The following is a 24,728-nucleotide window of genomic DNA, read 5'->3' on the forward strand; positions in this document are numbered from 1 at the left end:
CGGAGTGGTCAGCGGCCGTACAGGTCCCGGTAGGACGGGAGCTCACGGCCGCCCGCCCGGACGGTCTCGGCGGCGAGCACCGCCTTGACCACGGCGCGCGTCAGGACATCGGCACCGGCCGCCAGGATCGCGTTGACCTCCATGACATCCGCGGGGCCCTGTGCGCCGGTGGCGAGTCCGAACACCGTGTCGCCGTCGTGGAGGAGGTGCGCGGGCCGGATGGCGCGGGCGAGCCCGTCGTGCGCGCAGCCGGCGAGCTTCTGCACCTGCGCCTTCGTCAGGGAGGCGTCCGTGGCGATCACCGCCAGGGTCGTGTTCAGGGGCGGCATGCCGAGGGACGCCCGCGAGCGGTCCAGCCGCTCCCGGGCCGCCGCGTGCCGTGCGGCGTCCGGAAGGGCGTACCGGCCGTCGACCAGTTCGCCGTAGAGCGCGCCCGACGCCGGGTCCAGGACCGACCCGACGGCGTTGACGACCGTCAGAGCCGCGACCGTCGTCCCGGAGGGCAGCACGGTGGCCGCCGTGCCGACGCCCCCCTTGAGCCCGGCCGTGACCGCCCCCGTGCCCGCCCCCACATTGCCCTGGGCCACCTCCGGGCCGCTCGCGTGGGCGGCGGAGGCGGCCGCACGTCCCAGCGCGGCGTCCGGGCGGGCCCGCCACTCGCCGCCCCGCCCGAGGTCGAAGAGGCAGGCCGCGGGAACGACCGGCACGACCTGCGCGGGGTCGGGGCCGACCGGCACACCACGCCCCTGCTCCTCCAGCCACGCCGCGACGCCCGAGGCGGCGTCCAGACCGAACGCGCTGCCGCCGGTCAGGACGACCGCGTCGACACGCTGCACGACGTTGCGCGGGTCCAGCGCGTCGGTCTCGCGGGTGCCCGGCCCGCCGCCGCGCACGTCGACGGCGGCGACGGCCCCGCCCGGGGGCGCCAGCACCACGGTGGTACCCGTCAGCCAGCCGTCGCCCACCCGCTGCGCGTGCCCGACACGCATTCCGGGCACGTCGGTCAGGGCGTCGCGCCGCGTGGGTTCGGTCGTCTCCGTCGATCCGGTTTCGTCAGCCACGGACCATGGGTACCACTGCGACGGCGCGGTGGGCGACGGCACGGACACCGGCCCGTGCGCGTACAACGAACGTTGATCAGACGTTCATGCCGCCCGTCGACGCTTACCGGCATGTCGGCCGATCAGCAGCAGAGCCTCAGCCACCCGGTCCCCCGCCCCGCCGCGAACGCGGCTCCGGACGCCCCGGCGGCGCGGGAACCGGAACGGGGCGCCGAGCCCGGTGCGCCGGGTGTCGCCGCCCCGCAGCCCGCCACCGAGTACCTGCACGTCCGGCTGCTGGAACAGGCACGCCGCGCCGCCGGGACGCTCGCCCGGCAGGGCGTGGGGCCGGCCGAGCGGGTGGCCGTGCTGCTGCCGATGTCGCCGGAATCCGTCGCGGTGACGATGGCGTGCGGCCGACTGGACGCGGTGCGTGTCAGCCTGCCGGTCGGCGCCGGCGCTGCACTTCTGCGCGAGCGCGTCCGGAGCTCGGGGGCGGGCGTCCTGGTCGTCGCGGACAGCTGTGTGCACGCCGGTCGGATCTATCCGGCGAAGCAGCTCGTCGAGCGGGTCCTGGACGGCTGTCCGGCCGTGCGCTCGGTGATCGTCGTGCACCAGGTGGCGCGGCCGGTGCCGTGGACACCCGGGCGCGACCTCTGGTGGCACGAGGCCCTGGCTACGCTGGAGGCATGACCGCACCGCGAGAGCCGTCCGCACCGGACCGGCCCACCCCCCGGACGCCGCGCGACCCTGCCGCGGCGCTGGACTTCGGCGACCCGCTGAGCCGTCCGTCGGCGGACGACTCCGACCGCGGCTGGGGGGACGCACCCTCGGGGGGCGGAGGCGCGGCCGGTGACCTGGCGCGCTTCCTGGACGAGAAGCCACCGCACCATCTGTGACGCCGGTGGGCCCCACCTCCGCCCGGCCGTTCGGGGCCGCTGCGAGCGCGGTCCTCAGGACTTCGGGCTCTGCCCGCCGTCGCGAGGGGCCCCCACCGTGGCGCCGCCGCTCTCCTCGGAGGACGTGCGCTGGGCGACCAGGGCGTCGCGGATCTCGGTCAGGACGTCCAGCTCCGTCTTCGTCGGCGGCGTCTCCACCACGGGCGTGCGGGCCGCGACGCGCTGCTTGTAGCGGTTCATGGGCATGATCATGACGAAGTAGACGACGGCGGCGGTCATCACGAAGGTGATGGAGGCGCTGAGCACCGAACCCCACTGGATCGAGATGCCGATGGCCTCGCCCGTCTCCGGGTCCACGGAACAGGGTGCCTTCAGGCAGGACTGGTAGGCGTCCAGGTCCTTCGGGCCGATGGCGCCGACCACGGGGTTGATCACGCCCTCGACCACGGCGTTCACGATCTTGGTGAACGCGGCGCCGATCACGACGGCGACCGCGAGTTCGACCACGTTGCCCCGCATCAGGAATTCCTTGAATCCCGCCAGGACGCTCTGCTTCTCGCTCAACGGACTGCCTTTCTGTGCACGCTGCGGCACACGCTGGTGGACGGGCTGCGGCACCCGCCGGAGGGGATGCTTCCGGGACACCGCACCGGGCACGCTGCACGAGGGGCCTCCCGGCTGTCCAATCCGGTGACCCCTTACGGTCGGGCCTGCGGGCACCAGTGCGGACGGCCCGGACCGTGCCCCGTGGCTCCGGCCTCACCACAGCGTCACGGCCAGCGGAGATCCCTCGGCGGCGCGTCCGACGAGGTGGGCCGCGATCGAACGTGGAACCGACAGAACCACCAGGGCCCCGCTCCCCGCAAGCGTCGGTGCCACACCGCCCGCCGCGCCTTCCGCCACCCCGTCCCACGCGAGGGCTCCGCCCGGGACGGACGGGGTGGCGGAGCCCTCGCTGTCCGGCACGCCGGGATCGGGGACGGCCACCACCCGGGCCCGGGTGGCGAGGACGTCGGCCGACCCCGTGGCCGCCGACGCGTCAGCCCCGGGAGACTCCGGAGCCGGGCCCGCGAGGACGTCCACCCGGTCGCCCGGCTTCAGCAGCCGGACGACGCCCGGGTCGGCCAGCCGTACCGGGGCCCGCACCAGGGCGTCATCGGGTGGTCGGCCGTCGCCGGCCTCGGCCGACGCACCCGCCACCGACCCGGCGGCGCCCACGGCCACGGCCCGGTCTCCTGCGTCGGACGGCCGGCCCCCGTCCCCCGCGCGGGGACGGTCGTCCCCGCCCGGTGGCCCGAGCGCGACGAGCAGCACGGCGGCGGCGCCCAGGCCCGCGGCGGCCGTGCGCCGGGCCCGACGCAGCCCCGTGCGCAGGCGGTGCCGAAGAAGCCCACCCGCCCGGACCGGAGGGAAGGAGGGGACGGTGGCGGTCGGCGGCACGTCCGTGGGCGGGTCCGGTGGCGCCACCGCAGCGGCGACGGTGTCGCTCGCGGACGGCGTGGTCGCGGCGGGCGCCGTGGTCGGGGCGGGCGTTTCGGCCGGGGACGGATCGGCGGGCAGACCGGTGGCAGGAGACATCGACAGCACCTCGTTTCGGGAACGACGACCCCCTCACGGTGCCGCACCCGCCCCGATGTCACCGAGACCTGTGGACAACTCCCCGGTTGTGGACAACTTCGGCCACGTCGCTCACGACGCGCCCCTCACGAACCCCGACGCGCCCCAGGTGCACGCCGGACCTCCTCAGCCCGGCACGAGACGCCCGCACGCCCCGCACAGCTCGCACGGTGCACGGCCCGCAAGACCCGGGCCGTGCGGCGTCACGGCAGGGCGATGCCCGGGTCGAATCCGGCCAACGAGTCCGCGCAGCCGCAGGAACGGGTCCCGGGCAGGGCGGCCACGGCGTCGAACAGCACCGTGCGCAGCCGTCCCAGGTTCTCCCGGAAGACCTCCAGCACCTCGGCGTGCGAGACTCCCTCGCCCGTCTCCGCCCCGGCGTCCAGGTCGGTGACCAGGGCGAGGGAGCTGTAGCAGAGGCCCAGCTCACGGGCGAGCACGGCTTCCGGGTGGCCCGTCATGCCGACCACGGCCCAGCCCTGAGCGGCGTGCCACAGGGACTCCGCGCGGGTGGAGAACCTCGGCCCCTCGACGACGACCATCGTGCCGCCGTCCACCGGTTCCCACTCCCGGCCCCGGGCGGCGCTCAGGGCGGCTTCCCGGCCCGTCTCGCAGTACGGGTCGGCGAAGGTGACGTGCACCACGTTGGGCCGCTGCCCGTCGGCCCGCTCCTCGCCGTCGAAGTAGGTCTGCGCCCGTGACCTGGTCCGGTCCACGAGCTGGTCGGGGACGACGAGGGTGCCGGGTCCGTACTTCTCCTGGAGCCCTCCGACCGCGCACGGTCCGAGCACCTGGCGCACTCCGGCGGCGCGCAGGGCCCACAGGTTGGCGCGGTAGTTGATGCGGTGCGGGTGCAGGGTGTGGTCGCGGCCGTGTCGGGGCAGGAACGCGACCCTGCGGCCGGCCAGCTCCCCGACGAAGAGGGCGTCGCTCGGCTCTCCGTAGGGCGTGGTCACCGGCACCTCGGTGACGTCGTCCAGGAAGGAGTAGAAGCCGGAGCCGCCGATGACGCCGATGTCGGCCTGCGCAGGTGTCGTCATGCGCACACCCTAAGCGCCGCCCGCGGCCGTGCTCCGCCGTGCCCGGCGGTCGTCGGCGCGGACGGCGGCCGGGCACGCCCGGGCCCGGACGGGTGTCGTCAGGCGGCGGAGGTGGTGGCGGCGGGCTTCGTGTCGCTCTTCGCCGCGCTCTTGTCCGACGACGAGCCGGAGCCCGACGAGCCGGAGCCCGCGTCCGAGGTACCGGAGCCGGACGACCCCGAGGAGCCGGACGACCCCGACGCCGGGCTGCTGCTGGACGACGAGCCGCGGCTGTCGTTCCGGTAGAACCCGGAGCCCTTGAACACGATGCCGACGGCGGAGAACACCTTCTTCAGGCGTCCCGAGCAGCTCGGGCAGTCGGTGAGGGAATCGTCGGTGAACTTCTGCACCGCCTCAAGGCCCTCGCCGCACTCGGTGCACTGGTACTGGTAGGTCGGCACTTGCTCCTCCTGGCACTCGTCCCTGTGGAGTGCTAACGACGCTCCATGGTGCAGCATTCCGGCGGCTTAGTCCACTGCGACGGGCACACGGTGATCGGCGCCACGTGCCACGACGCGGGCCTCGGCCGGCTGCGCGGGGCGCGGTGCCAGGTGTCGGCGCAGGGTCACGACGGCGAGCGCGGCCAGCGCCGTACCGGCGAGCGGGACGGTGAAACCGGCCGTGGAGCCGAACCCGTCGGTCAGCTGGCCCGCCGTGGTGGCGGCGAGCGCCTGGCCCAGGGCCACGGAGCCGGTCAGCCAGGTGAACGCCTCGGTGCGCGACCGGGCCGGGACGAGTCGCTCCACCAGGGTGAACCCGGTGATCATCGCCGGTGCCGTGGCGAGGCCGACCAGCAGTCCCACCGCGCCGAGCAGCACCGGGGAGCCGCCGGCGGCGGCGAACCACAGCGGCACGGTCACCAGCGCCAGGACGGTGTAGGCGCGGGGCAGCCGGTGGTGCGCCTCGGAGCGCCAGGCGATCACGCCGCAGGCGACGCCCGCGAGCATGTTGCCGCCCGCGAAGACGCCGTACAGCAGCCCGTTCGCGGCGGGCTGGCCGATGGCCTCGGTGAACGCCGTGAAGGAGACCTGGAGGCCGCCGAAGACGGCACCGATGCCCAGGAAGACGGGGATGAGCACCCGGACGCCGGGCTCGGCGAGGGCCGAGCCGCCGGAGCGGCCCGCGAGGGCGTCGCGGTGGGCGGGCGGAGCCGTGCGCGTCTGGGCGGCGAACACCAGGCCGCCGACGACCGTCAGGACCGCTTCGGCGACGAGCCCGGCGGCGGGGTGGACGCCGGTGCACAGGGCGGTGGCCAGGACCGGTCCGACGACGAACGTCAGCTCGTCGGTGACGGACTCGAAGGCGGCGGCCGTCGGCAGCAGCGGTCCGCCGCCCAGCCGGTGCGCCCAGCGGGCCCGTACCATGGGCCCGATCTGCGGTACCGAGGCGCCGGTGGGCACGGCGACGAGCAGGAGCGCCCACAGCGGGGCGTCGGAGAGGGCCAGGGTGATGAGCGCGGTGACGGCGGTCGCGTGGGCCAGGGCGCCGGGGATCAGGACGGCCCGCTGTCCGAACCGGTCGGCGAGGCGGCCGACCTGCGGGGCGCACAGCGCCATGGCGACGCCGGTGGCCGCCGAGACGGCACCGGCGGCGCCGAAGGACCCGGTGGTGTGCTGGACGAGCAGCACGATGCCGATGGTGAGCATCGCGAACGGCTGCCGGGCCAGGAAGCCGGGGAGGAGGAAGGACCACGCACCCGGGGTGCGCAACAGCTGACGGTAGCCGGGCTTCGACGCCACGGCCGTGCCTTTCTGCCGCCTGGTAGTGCGCACCCGGATCGAACGGGGCCTGTGCGCACCGAGAGCCGTCCGCTCGCGTCGCACCGGGTGGTTCACACCGGTGACGCCGGCTCTGCATCAGGCAGGGTCGGGGAAAACGTATCTGGGTACTCGCAGTGTAACCCGTACGTTCTGCCTGGTATTCCAAGGCCGGAGGCGGGAAACACCCTCGGCCCCGGCCGGACGCCCCGCCGGGGTCTCAGCGGCTGGGCGCCGAGCGTCCCGGCGAGCCGGAGACGCCGGGCGGCCCCGGGTGCGGACGGCGGCCCAGCCAGCCCGCGAGCTTGCCGCCCCGGCCGACGGCGATGAGGCGCTGCTCGGCCTGGTCCCGTACGGCGTTGGTGGCGACGACCAGGAGCTCGTCCCCGCGCGTGAGGACGGTCGTCGGCGTCGGGACGAAGCTCTTGCCGTTGCGGACGACGAGCGTCACCGCCGAGCCCGGCGGCAACCGGAGCTCGTTGATCTCCACGCCGTGCATGCGCGACGCGGAGGGGATCGAGACGGAGAGCAGGTGGCCGCGCAGCCGCTCCAGCGGTGCGGACTCGATGTCGACGTCCGTCGCGCCGTCGGTGGCGCCGAGCCGCAGCTTTCGCGCCAGCCACGGCAGGGTCGGGCCCTGCACGAGGGTGTAGACGACGACCAGCACGAACACGATGTTGAAGATCCGGTCGCTCTGCTCGATCCCGGCCACCATCGGGATCGTGGCGAGGACGATGGGCACGGCCCCGCGCAGCCCGGCCCAGGACATGAGCATCTGCTGCCGCCACGGCATCCGGAACGGCGTCAGGCACAGCACGACGGACAGCGGGCGGGCCACCAGGGTCAGGGCCAGGCCGATGAGGATGGCGGGCCAGAAGTCGGCCGTGAGCGCGCTCGGCGTGGCGAGCAGGCCCAGCAGCACGAAGAGGCCGATCTGGGCGATCCAGGCGACCCCGTCGGCGAACCCGCGCACGGCGGGCCGGTGCGGCAGCTTGGCGTTGCCCAGGATCAGGCCGGTGATGTACGTCGCGAGGAAGCCGCTGCCGTGGGCGAGCGCGCCCACGGCGTAGGAGAGGACGCACAGCGCCAGCACGGCGATCGGGTAGAGACCGGAGGCGGGCAGGGCGATGCGCCGCAGCCCCAGCTCGCCGAGCTTGCCGACGCCGAGGCCGCACAGGACGCCGACCGCCAGCTGGAACACGATCGTGCCGACGAGCTGGTACCAGGGCTGCGGGTCGGTGGCGAGGGCCGAGAACGCGACGACGAGGATGACGACGGGCGCGTCGTTGAAGCCGGACTCCGCCTCCAGCATGCCGCTCAGTCTGCGCGGCAGCGGGATCACCCGCAGGACGGAGAAGACGGCGGCGGCGTCCGTGGAGGAGACGACCGCGCCGAGGATCAGGGACAACTGCCAGGACAGGCCCACCAGGTAGTGCGCCGCCGCCGCCGTGACGAGCACGCTGATCGCCACGCCGAACGTCGCGAGCACCGCCGCTCCGCCCACCGCCGGGCGGATCTCCCGCCATTTCGTCGCGAGCCCGCCCTCGGCGAGGATCATCACGAGGGCGGCGTAGCCGAGCACCTGCATCAGCTCGGGGTCGCTGAACTCCACCCCCAGCCCGTCCTGACCCATCGTGACGCCGATGCCCAGATAGATGAGCAGCGTGGGGAGCCCGCTGCGCGTGGAGAGCCGCACGGCCGCCACCGCCACCAGGAGCACGAGTGCGCAGGCGAGCAGGAGTTCGTTGAGGCGGTCGACAGTCAGGGGCCGGTCCTCTCTCTTCTGGTCTCGGTCTCGTCGGTCTCGTCGGTCGTCTGTCCTGTCGGCCCGTCGGGTGGGGGCGGGCGGTGGCACCGGTCGGGCGGCGGTGACGACCGTGACGTCGCGCGACCACCGGCCCCGAGGGTCGGTGCACCCGTCCGTGAACCGGCCCGATACGGGCGCCGGTTCGACCGAAACAGTGCCCGCGCAAGTCCCCCGGCGCGCTAAGAAGCCGTTAATATTCGTTGCCTAGTCTAACAATTTACCATCCCATGACCGTCGGGACCCGGTGAAGGCCCGGTGACGGCATGGGGTGGAGCGACACTCGCCGCAAGAGCCCGCATCGCGTCCGCCTACAGTTGCTCCAGCACGGAATCCCCCCGGAATCCATAGGTCGTAAGGTCCCACCCTGCCCCGAAGGACAGCGATGCCCGTCAAGAAACGGTCCCGGCGCGCCCGCCTGGTTGTGATCACTCTGGTGCTGCTGCTCGTCGGGGGGCTGGTCGCCGGGGGCTTCTGGACGGTCGGCACCGTCCGCGCCTCCTTCCCCCAGACGACCGGCTCGGTGCAACTGGAGGGTCTGTCCGGCACGGTCGAGGTGAAGCGGGACGGCAACGGCATCCCGCAGATCTACGCGTCCAGCGCCGAGGACCTGTTCATGGCGCAGGGCTTCGTCCACGCCCAGGACCGGTTCTGGGAGATGGACGTGCGCCGGCACACGACGGCGGGCCGCCTCTCGGAGATGTTCGGTGAGGAGCAGGTCCGCACCGACGCCTTCCTGCGCACGCTCGGCTGGCACGACGTGGCGAAGGAGGAGTACGAGACGGAGCTGTCCGAGGAGACCAAGGACCACCTGACGGCGTACTCGGCCGGCGTCAACGCCTACCTGGAGGAGCACGGCGGCGCGGACCTCTCGCTGGAGTACGCGGCACTCGGCCTCGTCAACGACGCGTACGAGCCGCAGCCCTGGACGCCCGTCGACTCCGTCGCCTGGCTCAAGGCCATGGCCTGGGACCTGCGCGGCAACGTCGAGGACGAGATCGACCGCTCGCTGCTGTCCACGCGGCTCGACGAGGAGCAGATCGAGGACCTCTACCCCGACTACCCCACCGAGCGGCACCGCCCGATCGTGGAGGGCGGCGCGGTCGACGAGGCGACGGAGACGTTCCTCCCCGACACGGAACCCGCCCCCGACGCCGACACGGAACCCGCCCCCGGGGACGCCGCCGACGGCACCGGGCAGGACGACGCGCTGCCCGGCGGGGTGAGCACGCAGCTCGGCGGGCTGGCCGCGTCCCTGGACGACCTGCCCGCGCTGCTCGGCCGCAGCGGCAGCGGCATCGGGTCCAACTCCTGGGTCGTCTCCGGCGACTACACGACGACCGGCCGTCCGCTGCTCGCCAACGACCCGCACCTGGCCCCGCAGCTGCCGTCCGTGTGGACGCAGATGGGACTGCACTGCAAGCAGGTGAGTGAGCGCTGCCCGTACGAGGTCTCCGGCTTCACCTTCGCGGGTCTGCCGGGCGTCGTCATCGGCCACAACCAGGACATCGCCTGGGGTCTGACGAACCTCGGCGCCGACGTCACCGACCTCTACCTGGAGAAGATCGAGGACGGCCGCTACCTGTACGACGGCGAGATGGTCCCCTACGAGACGCGCACCGAGGTCATCAAGGTGGCCGGGGGGAAGGACCGCGAGATCACCGTGCGCTCCACCCGGCACGGGCCGATCGTGTCGGACCGGAACACCGAGCTGTCCCGCGTGGGCGAGGGTGCTCCCGTGACCGGCCCGGCGCCCGACCGGGGCGACGGTTACGCCGTCTCCCTGCGCTGGACGGCCCTGTCCCCGTCCGCCACCATGGACGCCGTCTTCAAGATCAACAAGGCGAGCGACTTCGAGGAGTTCCGCGCCGCCGCCGCCGACTTCGCCGTCCCCTCCCAGAACCTGGTCTACGCCGACACCGAGGGCAACATCGGCTACCAGGCCCCCGGACGCATCCCGGTGCGCGGCAAGGGCGACGGCCGCTACCCGGCACCGGGCTGGGACCCGGACTACGAGTGGACCGGCTACGTGGAGCAGTCCGCGCTGCCCTACGAGTACAACCCCGAGCGCGGCTACATCGTCACCGCCAACCAGGCCGTCGTCGACCAGGAGACCTACCCCTACCTGCTCACCGAGGACTGGAGCTACGGCGCCCGCAGCCAGCGCATCAACGACCTCATCCAGTCCAAGATCGAGGACGGCGGGAAGGTCTCCATGGACGACATGCAGGCCATGCAGTCCGACAGCAGCAGCGAGATCGCCAAGCTCCTCGTTCCGTACCTGCTCAAGATCGACGTCGAGGACCCCTACGTCCGCGAGGCGCAGCAGCTCCTCGAGGGCTGGGACTACACGCAGGACGCGGACTCCGCCCCGGCCGCCTACTTCAACGGCGTCTGGCGCAACCTGCTCATGCTGGCCTTCGGCAACAAGCTGCCCAAGGAGCTGCGGGTCGAGGGCGAGTGCCTGCGGGTGCGCCCGGCCGACGACTCCGGCCCGCTGGAGGACCTGGACGGCACCGCCCGCACCGTGCGCGAGTGCGGCACGCGCGCCCCCGACGCCGCGCAGCCCGACGGCGGCGACCGCTGGTTCGAGATCGTGCGCCGCCTGGTGGAGGACCCCGACAACGCCTGGTGGTCCGCCCCGGCCGACGGCCTGGACACCCCGGCCGCCGAGGGACGCGACGAGCTGCTGGCGCGGGCCATGAAGGACGCCCGCTGGGAGCTCACCACCAAGCTCGGCAAGAACATCGACACCTGGAGCTGGGGCCGCCTCCACCGCCTGATGCTGGAGAACCAGACCCTCGGCACCGCGGGGCCCGCCCTGGTGCAGCGCATGCTGAACCGCGGTCCGTGGGAGGTGCCCGGCGGCAAGGACGCCGTCAACGCCACCGGCTGGAACGCCGCGGGCGGCTACGACGTCGTCTGGGTGCCGTCGATGCGGATGGTGGTGAACCTGGAGGACTTCGACAAGTCCCGGTGGATCAACCTCACCGGGGCCTCCGGCCACGCCTACCACCCGCACTACACCGACCAGACGGACCTGTGGGCGAAGGGCGAGCTGCTGCCCTGGGCCTACAGCCGAAAGGCCGTGGACGCGTCGGCCGAGGACACCATGGCCCTCACCCCGTAGCGCCCGCCCCGAAGCGGTGCACGCCGGACGGAGTGACGGCGGCGTGCACCGGCCGGTCGTGCGGCTCGGCCGGTACGACGGGCAGCAGCTCGTCGTCGTACAGCAGGACGACGAGCGCCGGGTCCGCCCCGGCCCCGGCCAGGCGCGCCAGCACCCGGTCGTAGGAGCCGCCGCCCCGGCCCAGCCGCAGCCCGTCGGCGTCCACCGCGAGCCCCGGCAGCAGGACGGCGTCCGCCCCGGTGACGGCGGCGGGCCCCAGCCGGGGGCCGTCCGGTTCCCACAGTCCGCGCCCGGCGCGGCGCAGGCTCCCCGGCCCGCCGTACGCCGCCCAGTCCAGGTCGTCGTCCGGCAGCAGCACGGGCAGCAGCACCCGGACGCCGCGCCCGCGCAGGGCGTCCAGCAGCCCGCGGGTGCCCGGCTCCCGTCCGACGGAGACGTAGGCGGCCACCGTGCGGGCCCCGGCCAGCTCCGGCAGCCCGAGCGCGCGCTCGGCGAGAACCGCCGCGGCGTCGGCCGCGTCCTTCTCCGACAGGGCCCGGCGTCGTTCCAGCAGCACGCGCCGCAGGGCCCGCTTCGGTTGTCCGGGACCCGGCGTGCCGGGGCCACTGCCGTGTGGGGGGTCGTGCGTCACGTCGCCGTCCTCACTCGCGGGCCGTGGGCCGGCCCCGCCGTTCGTCCGTTCCGACGGCATGGTGTCACCGCCCCGGCGGCACCCGTCGGGGGGTCACCCGACTTCCGTCCGTACGCGCGAAATCACCAGATAGGGTTCCCGACATGACTGAGCCACGTACCCCGATCCGCAAGGCCGTCATCCCGGCCGCCGGTCTCGGCACGCGCTTCCTGCCCGCCACGAAGGCGACGCCCAAGGAGATGCTCCCGGTCGTCGACAAGCCCGCGATCCAGTACGTCGTCGAGGAAGCGGTCGCCGCCGGTCTGTCGGACGTGCTCATGGTCACCGGGCGCAACAAGCGCCCCCTGGAGGACCACTTCGACCGCAACTACGAGCTGGAGGAGGTCCTGCGCACCAAGGGCGACGAGCGGAAGCTCGAGCGGGTGCAGGAGTCCAGCGAGCTCGCCACCATGCACTACGTCCGCCAGGGCGACCCGAAGGGCCTCGGACACGCCGTCCTGTGCGCGGCGCCGCACGTGGGGGACCAGCCGTTCGCCGTCCTCCTGGGCGACGACCTCATCGACCCGCGCGACCCGCTGCTCGCCCGGATGACCGAGGTGCAGGCGCGGCACGGCGGCAGCGTCGTCGCCCTGATGGAGGTGGACCCGGCCAGCATTCACCTGTACGGCTGCGCCGCCGTGGAGACGACCGGCGCCGAGGACGTCGTCCAGGTCCGCGACCTGGTGGAGAAGCCCGCCACCGCCGAGGCCCCCAGCAACCTCGCCATCATCGGCCGCTACGTCCTCGACCCGGCGGTCTTCGACGTGCTGGGCCGCACCGAGCCCGGGCGCGGCGGCGAGATCCAGCTCACCGACGCCCTCCAGACCCTCGCCGCCGACCCCTCCCTCGGCGGGCCCGTGCACGGCGTCGTCTTCCGAGGCCGCCGCTACGACACCGGCGACCGGGGCGACTACCTGCGCGCCATCGTCCGGCTCGCCTGCGAGCGCGAGGACCTCGGCCCGGAGTTCCGCTCCTGGCTGCGCGACTTCGTGGCGAAGGAGATGGGCGGGACGGCCGCCCGCACCGACGCCGACGGCCGCGACCTCGAACCGGCGATGCAGGGGGCCGTGCGGCTGTGACCGACATCTGGTCCGTCGACGACCACCTCGCGGACGTCCTGGCCTCCGTCCGCCCCCTGGAACCCATCGAGCTGTCCCTGCCGGAGGCACAGGGCTGCGTCCTCGTCGAGGACGTGACCGTCCCCGCCCCGCTGCCGCCGTTCGACAACAGTTCCATGGACGGCTACGCCGTGCGCACCGCCGACGTCGACGGCGCCGGACCGGAGTACCCGGCCGTCCTGACGGTCGTCGGGGACGTCGCGGCGGGCAGCGCCGAGCCGCCCACCGTCGCCCCGGGGCAGGCGGCCCGCATCATGACCGGGGCCCCGCTGCCGCCCGGCGCCGAGGCCGTCGTCCCTGTGGAGTGGACCGACGGCGGCGCGGGCGGCGGCCCCGCCGACGCCATGACCGCCCACGCCGCCGACCCCTCCGGCGCCGGGGGAGAGGTCCGCGTCCACCGCGCCGTGCGCGCCGGGCAGTACGTGCGCCGGCGCGGCAGCGACGTGGGGGCGGGCACACTCGCCCTGCGCGCCGGTACCGTGCTCGGACCGCCCCAGCTCGGGCTGCTCGCCGCCATCGGGCGCGGCTCGGTGCCGGTCCGGCCCCGTCCGCGCGTCGTCGTCATGTCGACCGGCAGCGAACTCGTCCCGCCCGGCGAGGAACTGGGCCCCGGTCGCATCCACGACTCGAACAGCTACGTCCTCGCCGCCGCCGCCCGCGACGCCGGCGGCCAGGTCTACCGCGTCGGCGCCGTCGCCGACGACGCCGACTCCCTGCGCGCCGCCGTCGACGACCAGCTCGTCCGGGCCGACGTGCTCGTCACCAGCGGCGGTGTCAGCGTCGGCGCGTACGACGTCGTCAAGGAGGCACTCGGCGGCGCGGGCGCCGGGCCGGGCGAGGAGCCGATGGCCTGGGGCGGCGGCGTGGAGTTCCGCCGGCTGGCCATGCAGCCCGGCAAGCCCCAGGGCTTCGGACTCGTCGGGCCCGACCGCGTCCCGCTGCTCGCCCTGCCCGGCAACCCGGTGAGCGCCTACGTCTCCTTCGAACTGTTCGTCCGGCCCGTCATCCGCGCGCTCATGGGCTGCGCGGACGTCAACCGGCCCCGGGTCCGGGCGGTGGTGCGGCTCGGTGACGCCGGACCGCTCGCCTCGCCCGAGGGCAAGCGCCAGTTCCTGCGCGGCGCCTACCGGCCGCCGTCCGTGCCGGGCGGGACGGGCGAGGTGCGTCCCGTCGGCGGTGCGGGTTCCCACCTCATCGCCGCGCTCGCCCAGGCGGACTCCCTCATCGTCGTCCCCGAGTCCCGCACCCGGGTGGACGACGGCGACGAACTGGACGTCGTGCCCCTCGGCTGACGTCCGTCCCGCGGATCGGGCGGCCCGTCACGGGCGGTGCCGGGCGGGTACGGTTGCTGCCCATGAAAAGCCAGCAGCACCTCACCCACCTCGACGAGTCCGGGGCCGCCCGGATGGTCGACGTCTCCGCCAAGGACGTCACCACGCGCACGGCGACGGCCAGCGGACGGGTCCTGGTCGCCCCCCGCGTCGTCGAACTGCTGCGCGGCGCCGACGGCGGGCTGCCCAAGGGCGACGCGCTCGCGACCGCCCGCATCGCCGGGATCATGGGGGCCAAGCGGACGCCCGAGCTGATCCCCCTGTGCCACCCCCTGGCGGTCTCCGGCGTCAACGTCGAGCTGACCGTCGCCGACGACGCCGTGGAACTGTCGGCGACGGTGCGGACCACCGACCGCACCGGCGTGGAGATGGAGGCGCTCACCGCCGTCTCCGTCGCCGCGCTGACGGTCGTCGACATGGTCAAGGCCGTCGACAAGGGCGCCGTGATCACCGATGTCCGCGTGGAGGAGAAGACGGGCGGCGCGTCCGGGGAATGGAAGCGCTCATGACGACCGCCACCCCGGGACCGACCCCGCGTCCCCCCGGAGCACCCGTGCGGGCGCTGGCGGTGACCGTCTCCAACCGGGCGTCCGCCGGCGTCTACGCCGACACGGGCGGCCCCCTGCTGGCCGACGGACTGCGGGCGATGGGCTTCGACGTCGACGGGCCGAGCGTCGTCCCCGACGGCGATCCGGTCGAGGAGGTCCTGCGCCGCGCCGTCGCGGCCGGTTACGACGTCGTCGTCACCACGGGCGGCACCGGCCTCACGCCCATGGACCTCACCCCGGAGATGACCGGCCGCGTCCTCGACCACGAGATCCCCGGCATTCCCGAGGCGATCCGGGCCACGGGCCGCACGAAGGTCCCCACGGCGGCCCTCTCGCGTGGCCTCGCCGGTGTCGCGGACCGTACCCTGATCGTGAACCTGCCCGGCTCCCGGGGAGGCGTCAAGGACGGGCTCGCCGTCCTGACGGAGATCCTTCCGCACGCCGTCGACCAGCTCCGCGGCGGCGACCACCCCAGAGGTGAATCCCACTGAACGCCGTATGGCCGGTGGAACTGGCGGACGGCGACCTGGCCCTCCGCCCGATAAGAATGCGCGACCAGCGGGCCTGGCGGGAGGTCAACCAGCGCAACCGCGCCTGGCTGCGGCCCTGGGAGGCCACCGTTCCGCCCGCTCCGCCCGGACGGTTCCCCCCGCAGCGCCCCACCTACCGGCAGATGGTCCGCCACCTGCGTGGCGAGGCCCAGGCGGGCCGGATGCTGCCGTTCGTCATCGTGTGGCGCGGCCGACTCGTCGGCCAGCTCACCGTCGCGGGCATCACCTGGGGCTCCATGTGCTCCGCGCACGTCGGCTACTGGATCGACCGGGCCGTCGCGGGCCGCGGCCTCACCCCGACGGCGGTCGCGCTCAGCGTCGACCACTGCTTCGCCGCCGTGGGCCTGCACCGCATCGAGGTCTGCATCCGTCCGGAGAACATCCCGAGCCGCCGCGTCGTGGAGAAGCTCGGCTTCCGCGAGGAGGGCCTGCGTCCCGCCTACCTCCACATCGACGGAGCCTGGCGCGACCATCTCGTCTACGCCCTGACCGCCGAGGAGGTCCCCGAGGGCCTGCTCGCCCGCTGGCACGACCGCTCCCTGCCGGGCCCGGCCCAGATGTAGCCGGAGCGGGAAGCGGCGCTGCGGCGGGAACGGGAGCGGGATTACGGAATAGCAGCACCCGCCGTTATTCGCATTCCTGTTCGAATTCCCGTCAGTTTCAGTGATTTATCGGTCGGAACCGGCCGCGAAAAAGTGTCGAGATGTCAGGCAGATCGTGCGACACACCGCGTCAATTGGCTGATGCACCTCCCGAAACCCCTCTACGGTGTGAGAGTGAGCAGCAGCGGCCTCATCTACGCAGTCATCGTCGGGGCCTGGGCCGCCTACCTGGTACCGATGTGGCTCCGCCGCCAGGACGAGCTGAACGACGCACGTCCGACGGAACGGTTCAGCACCGCGATCCGCATGCTGACGGGCCGGGCGTCGGCCGAGCGGCGTCAGGCCAAGGAGGACGGCGAGCGGTCGGAACCCCCGGCCCCCGAGGAGCCGGACGGCACCGCCGACCGGCCCCCAGCCGACCCCGCGTCCGCCCGGCCCGGCGCCCTCCACCCCGAGGAGCGGGCCGTCCGCGCGAAGGTCCTCGCCCGTCGACGCCGCACCACGATGGTCCTCTTCCTCGCGCTCACCCTCGGCTCCGTCACCGCCGCCGTGGGCGGCCTCCACCTCCTGTGGGCGCCAGCCGTCCCGGCCGGCCTGCTGACCGCTTACATCCTCTACGTCCGCGCGCAGGAGCGCCGGCGCTACGCCGTCCGGCTCGCCTCCGCCCGCGTCGACCGGCACCGGGCCGAGGACGCCGCCCGGCGGCTCCGCGCCCGCCGCCGTCCCACCGGCCCGGACCCGGCCGCCGCCCCCACCCCCGAGCAGCCCCACACCGCCCCCAGCCCGGCGGACGACCGCCGCGCCCTCGTGGAGGCCACCGACCACGCCGAGTGGGTCGACCAGCAGCGCGCGCCCCGCGCCCTGCACGACGCCGACGGCTGGGAGCCCGTCCCCGTCCCGCTGCCGACCTACGTCAACGCCCCCGTCGCCCCCCGGCACGCCTCCGGCGTCGACCTGGAGGCCCCGGACGCCTGGAGCTCGGCCCGCGCCACCGAACCGGCTTCGGCCTCGGCTCCGTCCTCCACCGAGGACCGCCGTCGCGGCCGTACCCCGCTCTTCGACCAGTACGCCGACCAGGAACGACGCCGCGCCGCCAACGAGTAGCGGCCTCCCGCGGGCCCCCGACCGGGATTTTTGCGCCGCCCTTCCCAGGTGCTACAGTTTCACCCGTTGCAAGGGCCTGTAGCGCAGCCTGGTAGCGCATCTCGTTCGCAACGAGAGGGTCAGGGGTTCAAATCCCCTCAGGTCCACAGCACACGAGATCCCGTCCGATCGCAAGATCGGGCGGGATCTTCGTCGTTCTCGGCCTCGCCGCGAGGTGTCTGAGGGCGGGTGCCCCCGGAGTCAGTGGTCGGCGGGGAGAATGCGGAAAGCGGTGAGCCCGGGGGTCAGTGGGGTGATCGCGCGGTAGTCGCGTTGGTCAAGAGTGAGGATGCGGTCCGTCTTGTACCGGTCCGCGAGGACGACGCCCACGGCATCCGCCAGGTCGAGTCGGAGCCCCTCGTACTTCACGCGTACCTCGTGGGCGGCGATGAGGTCCGCCGGCCTCAGGGCGGCCAGCCTGTACTGGCCGTCCGCCATGCGGGCGTTCAGTGCCTCCATGACCTGCAGGGCCGGGGTGAATCCGAGATCCCGGTGCACGAGGTGGTCGAGTTCGGTGATGACCAGGGGGGAGAGGGCGAGGACTTCCCGGTCCACGATGTCCAGGGCTTCACGATGCTCGTGCTGCGCCGCGTCGAACGCGGCGAACAGGGCGGACGTGTCGGCGACGATGATCAACGGCGCGCCGATCGTTCCTTGATGTGCTCGTAGAGCGCGTCATCCATCGCTTCGGCGGTCATGGTCCGGCCGCTGTCGAAGACGGGCAACGCGTTGCCCTGTCGAGGGCGCGTCGAGTGCTCGAGCAGCATGGCGATTCCCCGCCGGATGAGCTCGGCCTTGCTGACGCCGGTGGCGGCGGCCTCGGCGTCCAACCGCACTTCCAGCTCTTCGGGAAGGTAGACGCTCGTCTTTATCATGAACGTAGGGTACCACCTGCCCTATGTCTCCGCCCGCTCGCGTGGCCCCAGAGATCCTGGATGTGTAAGATCCAGGATCATGAGGATGAGCGAGGGTGTGGAGTGGGCGCTGCACGGCGTGCTGAATCTCGCCTGGATCGGCCCGGACCGTCCGGTGACGGCGGCCCGGTTGGCGGCGTACCACGAGCTTCCCGCGCCGTACTTCAACAAGCAGTTGCAGGCACTCGCCCGGGCCGGCATCGTCACCTCCACCTCCGGGCCCCGGGGCGGTTTCCGGCTGGCGCGGCCGTTGACGCAGGTCACGCTCATGGACGTGGTCGCCGCGATCGAGGGGCCCGAGGAGGCGTTCCGGTGTGCCGAGATCCGGCAGCAGGGGCCCGGGGCGGGGAGCCCGGACGGCTATCAGAAGCCGTGCGCCTTCGCGCACGCCATGGCGCGGGCGGAGCTCGCCTGGCGCCGGGAACTCGCCCGGCAGACGCTGGACGACGTGCGGGAGCAGGCCGAACGGCAGGCACCCGGGGCGCCGGAGCGGATCAGGCGCTGGTTCCTGAACGGCTGACATGAACGACCGGCCCGCCGGGGCCGGTTGAGGGAGGGACATATTCTGGATGTCTGGTATCCAGGTTTTCGACGTCGGGCGGCGGGCCGTCGTACGCGGCTGGCTCGCGGTCGCGGCGGTCACGCTCGGCATCTTCACCGTGATGACCGCGGAACTGCTGCCGGTGGGGCTCCTCACCCCGATCGGCGGGGAGTTGCACGTCTCGGACGGCACGGCGGGGCTGATGGTCACCGTCCCCGGGCTGGTCGCCGCGGTGTCGGCGCCGGTACTGGCGGTGGGGGCCGGGCGACTCGACCGCCGACTGGTCCTGTGCGCGCTGATGGCCCTGGTGGGCGCGGCCCACGTGCTGTCCGCCGTGGCCGGGCACTTCGCGGTGGTGCTCGGTGCACGGGTGCTGCTCGGGGTGAGCATCGGGGGCTTCTGGGCCTTCGCGGGCGGGCTCGCCCTGCGCCTGGTGCCCGCACGGCACGTCGGCCGGGCCACTTCCGTCATCTTCGCCGGGGTCTCCGCCGCCTCCGTCCTCGGCGTGCCGCTGGGCACCCTCACCGGTGAACTCGGCGGCTGGCGGACGGCGTTCGCCGCGCTCGGCGCGCTGGCGCTGGCGGTGCTCGGCGGCCTCGTCCTGCTGCTGCCGCCGCTGCCGGCCGAGCGCGGCCCGAGCCCCGCGGATCTCGGTGGTCTGCTGCGGTCGAACGCCGGTGTACGGACGGGCCTGGCGCTGACGTTCCTCGTCGTCACCGGGCACTTCCTCGCCTACACCTTCGTCCGCCCGCTGTTGCAGGGCCGCTACGGCATCGGCGACGACCTCGTCGGCGTCCTGCTGCTCGCCTACGGCGGCGCGGGGCTGGCCGGGAACTTCCTCGTCGGCGGTGCCGCCGCCCGCGCGGCCCGGCCGGCGCTCCTGCCGGTGGCGGGCGGGCTCACCGCCGTGCTCGCCGCCCTCGCGCTCACCACGGGCGGCACGGCGGGCACGCTCCTCCTGCTGGGGTGGGGGCTGGCCTTCGGCGGGGTCTCGGTCGGCCTGCAGTCGTGGTTCCTGGCCGCTGCGCCGGACGCCACCCTGGCCGCCACCTCGCTCTTCGTCGCGGCGTTCTGCCTGTCCATCGCGCTGGGCGCCTTCCTCGGCGGGCGCCTCGTCGACTCCGTCTCCCTCTCCGCACCCCTGTGGGCCGGGGCGGCGCTCGCGCTCGTCGCGGCCGTCGCCGTCGGCCGCACGGTCATCGGCACCACCACCAAGGGAAAGGAAGCACCGTCATGACCCGTACCCTCACCAACCCCGCAGGTCTGCACGACCCGACCGGCTTCGGCTACAGCCACGTCGTCTCCGCACCCGGCGAGCAGGTCTTCATCGCCGGCCAGTACGCCTCGGACGACTCCGGCGCGGTCACCACCGGGGACTTCGCCGCCCAGGTCGACCAGTCCCTGGCCCATCTCCGTACCGCGCTCGCGGCCGTCGGCCTGGACGTCGGGCACGTCGTGCGTCTCGGCACCTACATCGTCGACCACGACCCGGAGAAGCTGCGGGTCCTGGGCGCCGCGCTGCACCGGGTCTGGGGCGCGGGACTGCCCGCCCAGACGCTGGTCGGGGTGGCCGCGCTGGCGCTGCCGGAGATGCTCTTCGAGATCGACGCCGTGGCGATCGCACCGCGGTAGACCACCCGTCCGCGCACCGCCGTCACGACGCGGCGGTGCGCGGACCGTGCGAGGGGCGCGGAACACGGGGTCCGGTTCAGTGGAGGGCGCTGCGGGCCTGCCAGTCGGGCCAGGACACGTTCCAGGCGCCGAAGCCGTTGCCCGGCGCGACGACGCCCTTGGTGTCCGCGCCGGTGATCTCGAACGGGTCGCCGGGACGGACCTGCGCGTAGAACCAGGCGGCGTCCGCGTCGCTCATGCCGATGCAGCCGGAGCTCCTGTTGGCCTTGCCCATCCACCGGTCGTTCCAGGGCGCGGCGTGCGCGTACATGCCGGACCAGGTCAGCCGCATCGAGTGGTCGACCATCTTGTCGTAGGCGTCGCCGAGTCCGACGGTCTCGGAGCTCATGTTGATGGTGCCCTCCTTGGCCATGAGCACGGCCGTGCCGCGCCAGGAGCGCTTGTCACCGCCGGGGGTGCCGCCGGAGACCGGGATCGTGCGGACCTCCTTCCCGTCCCGCACCAGGGTGAGCTGCTTGCGGTCGAGGTCGACCTCGACGACCTGGCGTGGTCCGACGGTGAAGGTGGTCGTGTAGTCGCGGACGAACCAGCCGCCGTCCCCGGAGTCCGTGCCGTTCAGCTCAGCCGTCATCGTCACCCGGGTGCCGGCCTCCCAGTACTCCTGGGGCCGCCAGTCCACCCGGTCGCGGCCGGAGTGGTCGGTGAGCCAGGCCCAGGCGCCCTCCGTCCCGTTGGACGTGGTGACCGTCAACTGCCGCTCGACGGACGCCTTGTCGGTGACCGGGTGGTCGAAGACCAGCGAGATCGGCTGGGCGACGCCGACGGTGGTGTCCGTCCCCGGCCGCCAGTCGACCTTGTTGACGCGGTCGGCCTCGGCCGTGGTGAACGCGGACTTCCAGGTGCGGTCCCGGCCGTCCCCGCCGGTCGTCACGGCGGTGACGCGGTAGGAGGTGCCGGGTGCGGCCTTGCGCCGGGAGGCCCACTCCGAGCCGTCCGGGGCGAGTTCACCCGCGAGGGGGCCGCCGTCGGCGTCGGTGACGGTGACCGACGTCAGCCGCCCGCCCGACGCCGTGACGCGGACGGGCTCGCCGGCCGGTGCGGCCTCGCCGCGCGGTGTCACCGTCACGGCCGCCGACCGGTCCCCGTCCGGCGCGTCGTCCGGACCGTCGGCGCCCCGCCCGTACGGAACCGAGGTGGAGCAGGCGGCGAGCGGCACGAGCAGCGCCGCGCACGCCGCTCCGCGCATACGTATGTGACCCAACGGACTCCTCCGTCGCGATAGGGGGTGTGTATCGGCGACTGTAGGAGCGCGAAGGCGCGGGCGGACCGCTGTGGCGGCGGATGACGGCGATTGCGGGGGAACGGTCATCGTCCCGTCACACACGCCGCGCGGAGCGGTCAAGGGCGGCTGTGAGCATCCTCGGCGTCCCCGAAGAACCGGACGCCCCGACCGAGAGGGTCTCACCGTGTCAGCGCTGCTTGTGACGGCCGACCGCAGCCGGGAAACGCCGCTGCGGCCCATCTCCGCCGCGACGTACCGCCGTTTCCTGGAGTCCCGTGAGGGGGCGGCGCTGGCGCCCGGCTTCCTCCAGTGCCCGTCCTGGGCGCAGGTCAAGGAGGGCTGGCAGGCGCGGTTCGTCGGGTGGGGAGGGGACCCGGCGGCCGGTCGGCTGTCCGGGGCGGCACTCGTGCTGCTCCGGCAACTCCCGGGCACGAACAAGCACTTCGCCTACCTGCCGGAGGGTCCCGTCGCCGACTGGACCGACCCCCGCGTCGACGACTGGCTCGGCCCGCTGCTGAGGCACCTGCGCGCCTCCGGGGCGTTCGCGGTGCGGATCGGGCCCTCGCCCGACTACCGCCGCTGGAGCGCCGCCCGGCTGAAGGCGGCGACCGGGCCGGGGCGGCGGCTGGGGGACGTCCTGGCGAGCGAGGTGGACTCGCTGGGCACGGCCGTCGCCGACCGGTTGCGGGCGCGGGGCTGGCGGCGCTGCGGCGGCGAGGAGGACGGCGACGCGCAGCCCCGGCACGTCTTCCGGCTGCCGCTCGCCGGCCGGAGCCCGGACGACCTGTGGGCGGGCCTCAACCAGGAGTGGCGGCGCAACGTGCGGCGGGCGCGGAGGTCCGGCGTGGAGGTGACCGTCGGCGGTGCGGCCGACCTGCCCGCCTTCTACCGGCTGCTGCGGATCACCGAGGAGCGGGACGGGTTCCGGCTCGGCCGCTCGCTCGCCTACTACGAGCGCCAGTACGCGGCCCTCAACGCCGAGGAACCGGGCCGGATGAAGCTCTACCTGGCCCGGCACGGCGGCGAGATCCTCGCGGCCCACACCATGATCCGCGTCGGGCGGCGCGTGTGGTACCAGACCGGGGCCTCGGCCGACCACCGCCGCGAGGTCCGCCCCTCGAACCTGCTCCAGTGGCACATGCTGTGCGACGCCCAGGCCCTCGGCGCCCACGCGTACGACATGCGCGGGGTACCCTCCACCCTCGACCCCGACGACCGGCCCTACGGGCTGCTGCGCTGGAAGCTCGGCACCGGGGGCGAGGTCGTGGAAACCCTCGGGGAATGGGAGAAGCCCTTGGACGGCGCCGCCAACCACGCGCTGTACCGGGCGTTCCAGACGTACCTGGCGCGCCGGTGACGGCGCCGGGTGCGGCGCCCGCCCCGGAGGCCCCCGCCGCCGCCCCCCACGCACCCGCCGAAGCCGGACGGGCGCGGTCCGTGGCGCGCAGCGGCGCGATCATGGCGGCGGGGTCGGTGGTGTCGCGCGCGACGGGGTTCGCCCGCTCCGCCGTCGTCGCCGCCGCGATCGGCGTCGGGACGCTCGCCGACGGCTACGCCGTCGGCAACGCGCTGCCGACGATCGTCTACATGCTGCTCATCGGCGGGGCGCTCAACGCCGTCTTCGTGCCGGAGCTGGTCAAGGCGGCCAAGGAGCACGCCGACGGCGGCGCGGCGTACACCGACCGGCTGCTCACGGCGTGCGTGCTCGCCCTCCTGGCGCTGACGGCGGGCGCGGTCTGGGCGGCCCCCGCGATCATCGACGTGTACACGGACTACCCGCCGGACCGGACGGCCACGGCGGTCGCCTTCGCCCGCTACTGCCTGCCGCAGATCTTCTTCCTCGGGCTGTTCACCCTGCTCGGTCAGGTACTGAACGCCCGGGGCCGGTTCGGCGCCATGATGTGGACGCCGGTGCTGAACAACCTGGTGGTCATCGCCGTGTTCGGCCTCTACCTGGTGGTCGGCGACGGCGGGTCCCTCAGCCCGGCGGAGACCGCGCTGCTCGGCTGGGGCACCACCGCGGGCATCGTCGTCCAGGCCCTCGCCCTGCTGCCGTCGCTGCGCGCCGCCCGGTTCCGTTTCCGGCCCCGCCTCGACTGGGCGGGCAGCGGGCTCACCGCGCCGCTGCGCAAGGCGGGCTGGCTGGTGCTGCTGGTGCTCACCAACCAGGTCGCGTACTGGGTGACGACCCGGCTGGCCACGGCGGCCGGCCTGCACGCCGAGGCGGCCGGAGTGGACGGCGGCGCGGGGTTCAGCGCGTACAACAACGCCTACCTGCTGTGGGCCGTGCCGCACGGGATCATCACCGTGTCGCTGATGACGGCGCTGCTGCCCCGGATGAGCGCGGCGGCCGCCGACGCGGACACGGCCGCCGTGCGTCGCGACGTCTCCTACGCGCTGCGGCACAGCGCGGCGGCCGTCGTCCCGGCGGCGTGCGTGCTGTTCGCCCTCGCGCAGCCGGTGCTGGCGGTCGTCTTCCGCTACGGCGAGACGGACGCGGCGGCCGTCGCCGTCATGGCGGGCACCCTGATGGCCTTCGCGCCGGGCCTGATCGCCTTCAGCGGGCAGTACGTGCTGTTCCGCACCTTCTACGCGCTCTCCGACGTCCGCACGCCGTTCCTCCTCAACCTGGTGACGGCCGGGCTCCAGGCGGGCCTGTCGATCGTCGCGTACGTGCTGCTGCCGGCCCGCTGGGCGGTGACGGGCATGGCCGGGGCGTACACGATCGCCCTGTGGGTGGGCTGGGCCGTGACGGCCCTCGTGCTGCACCGCACCCTGGCGGCGTCGGGCGCACGCCGTCCCTCCGGGCGGGCCCTCGCCGGGCAGGTCCGGTTGCTCGTCGCCGCCGTGCCGGCGTCCGCGCTCGGGTACGGCGCCGCGCGGGCCATCGGGTCCGCCGGGCCGTTCGCGGCGACCGCCGCGGGGACGGTGGCGATCGCCGCCGTCTTCGTCCTCCTCGCCCGCCCACTGCGCCTCGCCGAGCTCACCGCCCTCGTCACCGGGGGCCTCGCCCGGCTGCGCCGCCGGTGACGCACCTCGCCCCCGTCCCGCCCCCGGCCTCAGGGAATAC

Annotated in this window: 25 protein-coding genes and 1 tRNA gene; 15 read left to right on the plus strand and 11 right to left on the minus strand. The window is 74.0% G+C overall.

What is annotated here, in order from left to right; genetic code table 11:
• Nucleotides 1–8: 8 nt before the first annotated feature.
• Complete coding sequence (locus tag IF129_RS17320) at nucleotides 9–1,061, minus strand: P1 family peptidase (RefSeq protein ID WP_318153802.1); 1,053 nt, start codon at nucleotides 1,059–1,061, stop codon at nucleotides 9–11.
• 111 nt (nucleotides 1,062–1,172) lie between these two features.
• Here IF129_RS17320 and IF129_RS17325 point away from each other — a divergent pair, with 111 nt between their 5' ends.
• The gene (locus IF129_RS17325; protein ID WP_191210600.1) at nucleotides 1,173–1,733 is read left to right on the plus strand and encodes an AMP-binding protein; all 561 of its coding nucleotides are present in this window, start codon (nucleotides 1,173–1,175) and stop codon (nucleotides 1,731–1,733) included.
• Nucleotides 1,730–1,939, plus strand: coding sequence for a hypothetical protein (locus IF129_RS17330; protein WP_191210601.1), 210 nt, complete (start codon nucleotides 1,730–1,732; stop codon nucleotides 1,937–1,939). The genes IF129_RS17325 and IF129_RS17330 overlap by 4 nt, the downstream gene beginning before the upstream one ends.
• 54 nt (nucleotides 1,940–1,993) lie before the next feature.
• Here IF129_RS17330 and mscL read toward each other — a convergent pair whose 3' ends face one another.
• The 6 genes from mscL to IF129_RS17360 all read right to left on the minus strand — a co-directional run bounded on the left by mscL (nucleotide 1,994) and on the right by IF129_RS17360 (nucleotide 8,157).
• Nucleotides 1,994–2,503 carry a large conductance mechanosensitive channel protein MscL gene (mscL, locus tag IF129_RS17335; RefSeq protein WP_191210602.1) on the minus strand — a complete coding sequence of 170 codons (510 nt, stop codon included), beginning with the start codon at nucleotides 2,501–2,503 and terminating at the stop codon, nucleotides 1,994–1,996.
• A gap of 195 nt (nucleotides 2,504–2,698) precedes the next feature.
• The gene (locus tag IF129_RS17340) at nucleotides 2,699–3,517 is read right to left on the minus strand and encodes a hypothetical protein (RefSeq protein WP_224755128.1); all 819 of its coding nucleotides are present in this window, start codon (nucleotides 3,515–3,517) and stop codon (nucleotides 2,699–2,701) included.
• A gap of 242 nt (nucleotides 3,518–3,759) precedes the next feature.
• Nucleotides 3,760–4,596, minus strand: a complete 837-nt coding sequence (locus tag IF129_RS17345; protein WP_191210603.1) for an S-methyl-5'-thioadenosine phosphorylase — start codon at nucleotides 4,594–4,596, stop codon at nucleotides 3,760–3,762.
• Between the two features lie 98 nt (nucleotides 4,597–4,694).
• Nucleotides 4,695–5,036: an FmdB family zinc ribbon protein gene (locus IF129_RS17350; RefSeq protein WP_191210604.1), complete on the minus strand. Its 342-nt coding sequence runs from the start codon at nucleotides 5,034–5,036 to the stop codon at nucleotides 4,695–4,697.
• 66 nt (nucleotides 5,037–5,102) lie between these two features.
• On the minus strand, nucleotides 5,103–6,374 hold the full coding sequence (locus IF129_RS17355; protein ID WP_318153803.1) for an MFS transporter: 1,272 nt from the start codon (nucleotides 6,372–6,374) through the stop codon (nucleotides 5,103–5,105).
• 238 nt (nucleotides 6,375–6,612) lie between these two features.
• The gene (locus IF129_RS17360) at nucleotides 6,613–8,157 is read right to left on the minus strand and encodes a potassium/proton antiporter (RefSeq protein ID WP_224755151.1); all 1,545 of its coding nucleotides are present in this window, start codon (nucleotides 8,155–8,157) and stop codon (nucleotides 6,613–6,615) included.
• Nucleotides 8,158–8,581: 424 nt separating this feature from the next.
• Between IF129_RS17360 and IF129_RS17365 the strand changes: the two genes are divergently transcribed.
• Nucleotides 8,582–11,326 (plus strand): penicillin acylase family protein, encoded by a 2,745-nt coding sequence (locus IF129_RS17365; protein WP_191210606.1) that lies wholly within the window; start codon nucleotides 8,582–8,584, stop codon nucleotides 11,324–11,326.
• On the opposite strand, the gene IF129_RS17370 is transcribed toward IF129_RS17365, so the two are convergent.
• On the minus strand, nucleotides 11,316–12,017 hold the full coding sequence (locus IF129_RS17370) for a 5-formyltetrahydrofolate cyclo-ligase (protein WP_191210607.1): 702 nt from the start codon (nucleotides 12,015–12,017) through the stop codon (nucleotides 11,316–11,318). The genes IF129_RS17365 and IF129_RS17370 overlap by 11 nt on opposite strands.
• A gap of 83 nt (nucleotides 12,018–12,100) precedes the next feature.
• Between IF129_RS17370 and galU the strand changes: the two genes are divergently transcribed.
• The 7 genes from galU to IF129_RS17405 all read left to right on the plus strand — a co-directional run bounded on the left by galU (nucleotide 12,101) and on the right by IF129_RS17405 (nucleotide 17,396).
• Nucleotides 12,101–13,075, plus strand: a complete 975-nt coding sequence (galU, locus tag IF129_RS17375) for a UTP--glucose-1-phosphate uridylyltransferase GalU (RefSeq protein ID WP_191210608.1) — start codon at nucleotides 12,101–12,103, stop codon at nucleotides 13,073–13,075.
• Nucleotides 13,072–14,406: a molybdotransferase-like divisome protein Glp gene (gene glp / locus IF129_RS17380; protein WP_191210609.1), complete on the plus strand. Its 1,335-nt coding sequence runs from the start codon at nucleotides 13,072–13,074 to the stop codon at nucleotides 14,404–14,406. Before galU ends, glp begins: the two co-directional genes overlap by 4 nt.
• Nucleotides 14,407–14,468: 62 nt before the next feature.
• Nucleotides 14,469–14,954: a cyclic pyranopterin monophosphate synthase MoaC gene (gene moaC / locus IF129_RS17385; protein WP_191210610.1), complete on the plus strand. Its 486-nt coding sequence runs from the start codon at nucleotides 14,469–14,471 to the stop codon at nucleotides 14,952–14,954.
• Complete coding sequence (locus IF129_RS17390) at nucleotides 14,951–15,484, plus strand: MogA/MoaB family molybdenum cofactor biosynthesis protein (RefSeq protein WP_224755130.1); 534 nt, start codon at nucleotides 14,951–14,953, stop codon at nucleotides 15,482–15,484. The genes moaC and IF129_RS17390 overlap by 4 nt, the downstream gene beginning before the upstream one ends.
• A 14-nt stretch (nucleotides 15,485–15,498) precedes the next feature.
• On the plus strand, nucleotides 15,499–16,107 hold the full coding sequence (locus IF129_RS17395) for a GNAT family N-acetyltransferase (RefSeq protein ID WP_381480086.1): 609 nt from the start codon (nucleotides 15,499–15,501) through the stop codon (nucleotides 16,105–16,107).
• A gap of 213 nt (nucleotides 16,108–16,320) precedes the next feature.
• Entirely contained in the window at nucleotides 16,321–17,250 is a 930-nt protein-coding gene (gene sepX, locus IF129_RS17400) for a divisome protein SepX/GlpR (protein ID WP_191210612.1), read from the plus strand.
• Between the two features lie 72 nt (nucleotides 17,251–17,322).
• A tRNA-Ala gene (locus IF129_RS17405) sits at nucleotides 17,323–17,396 on the plus strand.
• Nucleotides 17,397–17,490: 94 nt separating this feature from the next.
• Here IF129_RS17405 and IF129_RS17410 read toward each other — a convergent pair.
• Both IF129_RS17410 and IF129_RS17415 read right to left on the minus strand, forming a co-directional pair.
• Complete coding sequence (locus IF129_RS17410) at nucleotides 17,491–17,925, minus strand: type II toxin-antitoxin system VapC family toxin (RefSeq protein WP_191210613.1); 435 nt, start codon at nucleotides 17,923–17,925, stop codon at nucleotides 17,491–17,493.
• Nucleotides 17,922–18,164, minus strand: coding sequence for a ribbon-helix-helix domain-containing protein (locus IF129_RS17415; protein ID WP_191210614.1), 243 nt, complete (start codon nucleotides 18,162–18,164; stop codon nucleotides 17,922–17,924). The genes IF129_RS17410 and IF129_RS17415 overlap by 4 nt, the downstream gene beginning before the upstream one ends.
• A gap of 85 nt (nucleotides 18,165–18,249) precedes the next feature.
• On the opposite strand from IF129_RS17415, the gene IF129_RS17420 reads away from it, so the two are divergent.
• Genes IF129_RS17420 through IF129_RS17430 form a run of 3 tightly spaced genes read left to right on the plus strand, consistent with a single transcriptional unit; the run spans nucleotide 18,250 to nucleotide 20,376 of the window.
• Complete coding sequence (locus tag IF129_RS17420; RefSeq protein WP_191210748.1) at nucleotides 18,250–18,723, plus strand: RrF2 family transcriptional regulator; 474 nt, start codon at nucleotides 18,250–18,252, stop codon at nucleotides 18,721–18,723.
• Nucleotides 18,724–18,772: 49 nt separating this feature from the next.
• Nucleotides 18,773–19,981 carry an MFS transporter gene (locus IF129_RS17425; RefSeq protein WP_191210615.1) on the plus strand — a complete coding sequence of 403 codons (1,209 nt, stop codon included), beginning with the start codon at nucleotides 18,773–18,775 and terminating at the stop codon, nucleotides 19,979–19,981.
• Nucleotides 19,978–20,376: a RidA family protein gene (locus tag IF129_RS17430; RefSeq protein WP_191210616.1), complete on the plus strand. Its 399-nt coding sequence runs from the start codon at nucleotides 19,978–19,980 to the stop codon at nucleotides 20,374–20,376. Before IF129_RS17425 ends, IF129_RS17430 begins: the two co-directional genes overlap by 4 nt.
• Nucleotides 20,377–20,452: 76 nt before the next feature.
• Here IF129_RS17430 and IF129_RS17435 read toward each other — a convergent pair whose 3' ends face one another.
• Complete coding sequence (locus IF129_RS17435; protein WP_191210749.1) at nucleotides 20,453–21,622, minus strand: L,D-transpeptidase; 1,170 nt, start codon at nucleotides 21,620–21,622, stop codon at nucleotides 20,453–20,455.
• Nucleotides 21,623–21,842: 220 nt separating this feature from the next.
• On the opposite strand from IF129_RS17435, the gene IF129_RS17440 reads away from it, so the two are divergent.
• Both IF129_RS17440 and murJ read left to right on the plus strand, forming a co-directional pair.
• On the plus strand, nucleotides 21,843–23,015 hold the full coding sequence (locus IF129_RS17440) for a lipid II:glycine glycyltransferase FemX (RefSeq protein WP_191210617.1): 1,173 nt from the start codon (nucleotides 21,843–21,845) through the stop codon (nucleotides 23,013–23,015).
• Nucleotides 23,016–23,116: 101 nt separating this feature from the next.
• On the plus strand, nucleotides 23,117–24,688 hold the full coding sequence (gene murJ, locus IF129_RS17445; protein ID WP_381480112.1) for a murein biosynthesis integral membrane protein MurJ: 1,572 nt from the start codon (nucleotides 23,117–23,119) through the stop codon (nucleotides 24,686–24,688).
• The last annotated feature ends 40 nt before the right edge of the window (nucleotides 24,689–24,728 follow it).

Source organism: Streptomyces chumphonensis (assembly GCF_014779715.1).
GTDB classification, from domain to species: domain Bacteria; phylum Actinomycetota; class Actinomycetes; order Streptomycetales; family Streptomycetaceae; genus Streptomyces; species Streptomyces chumphonensis.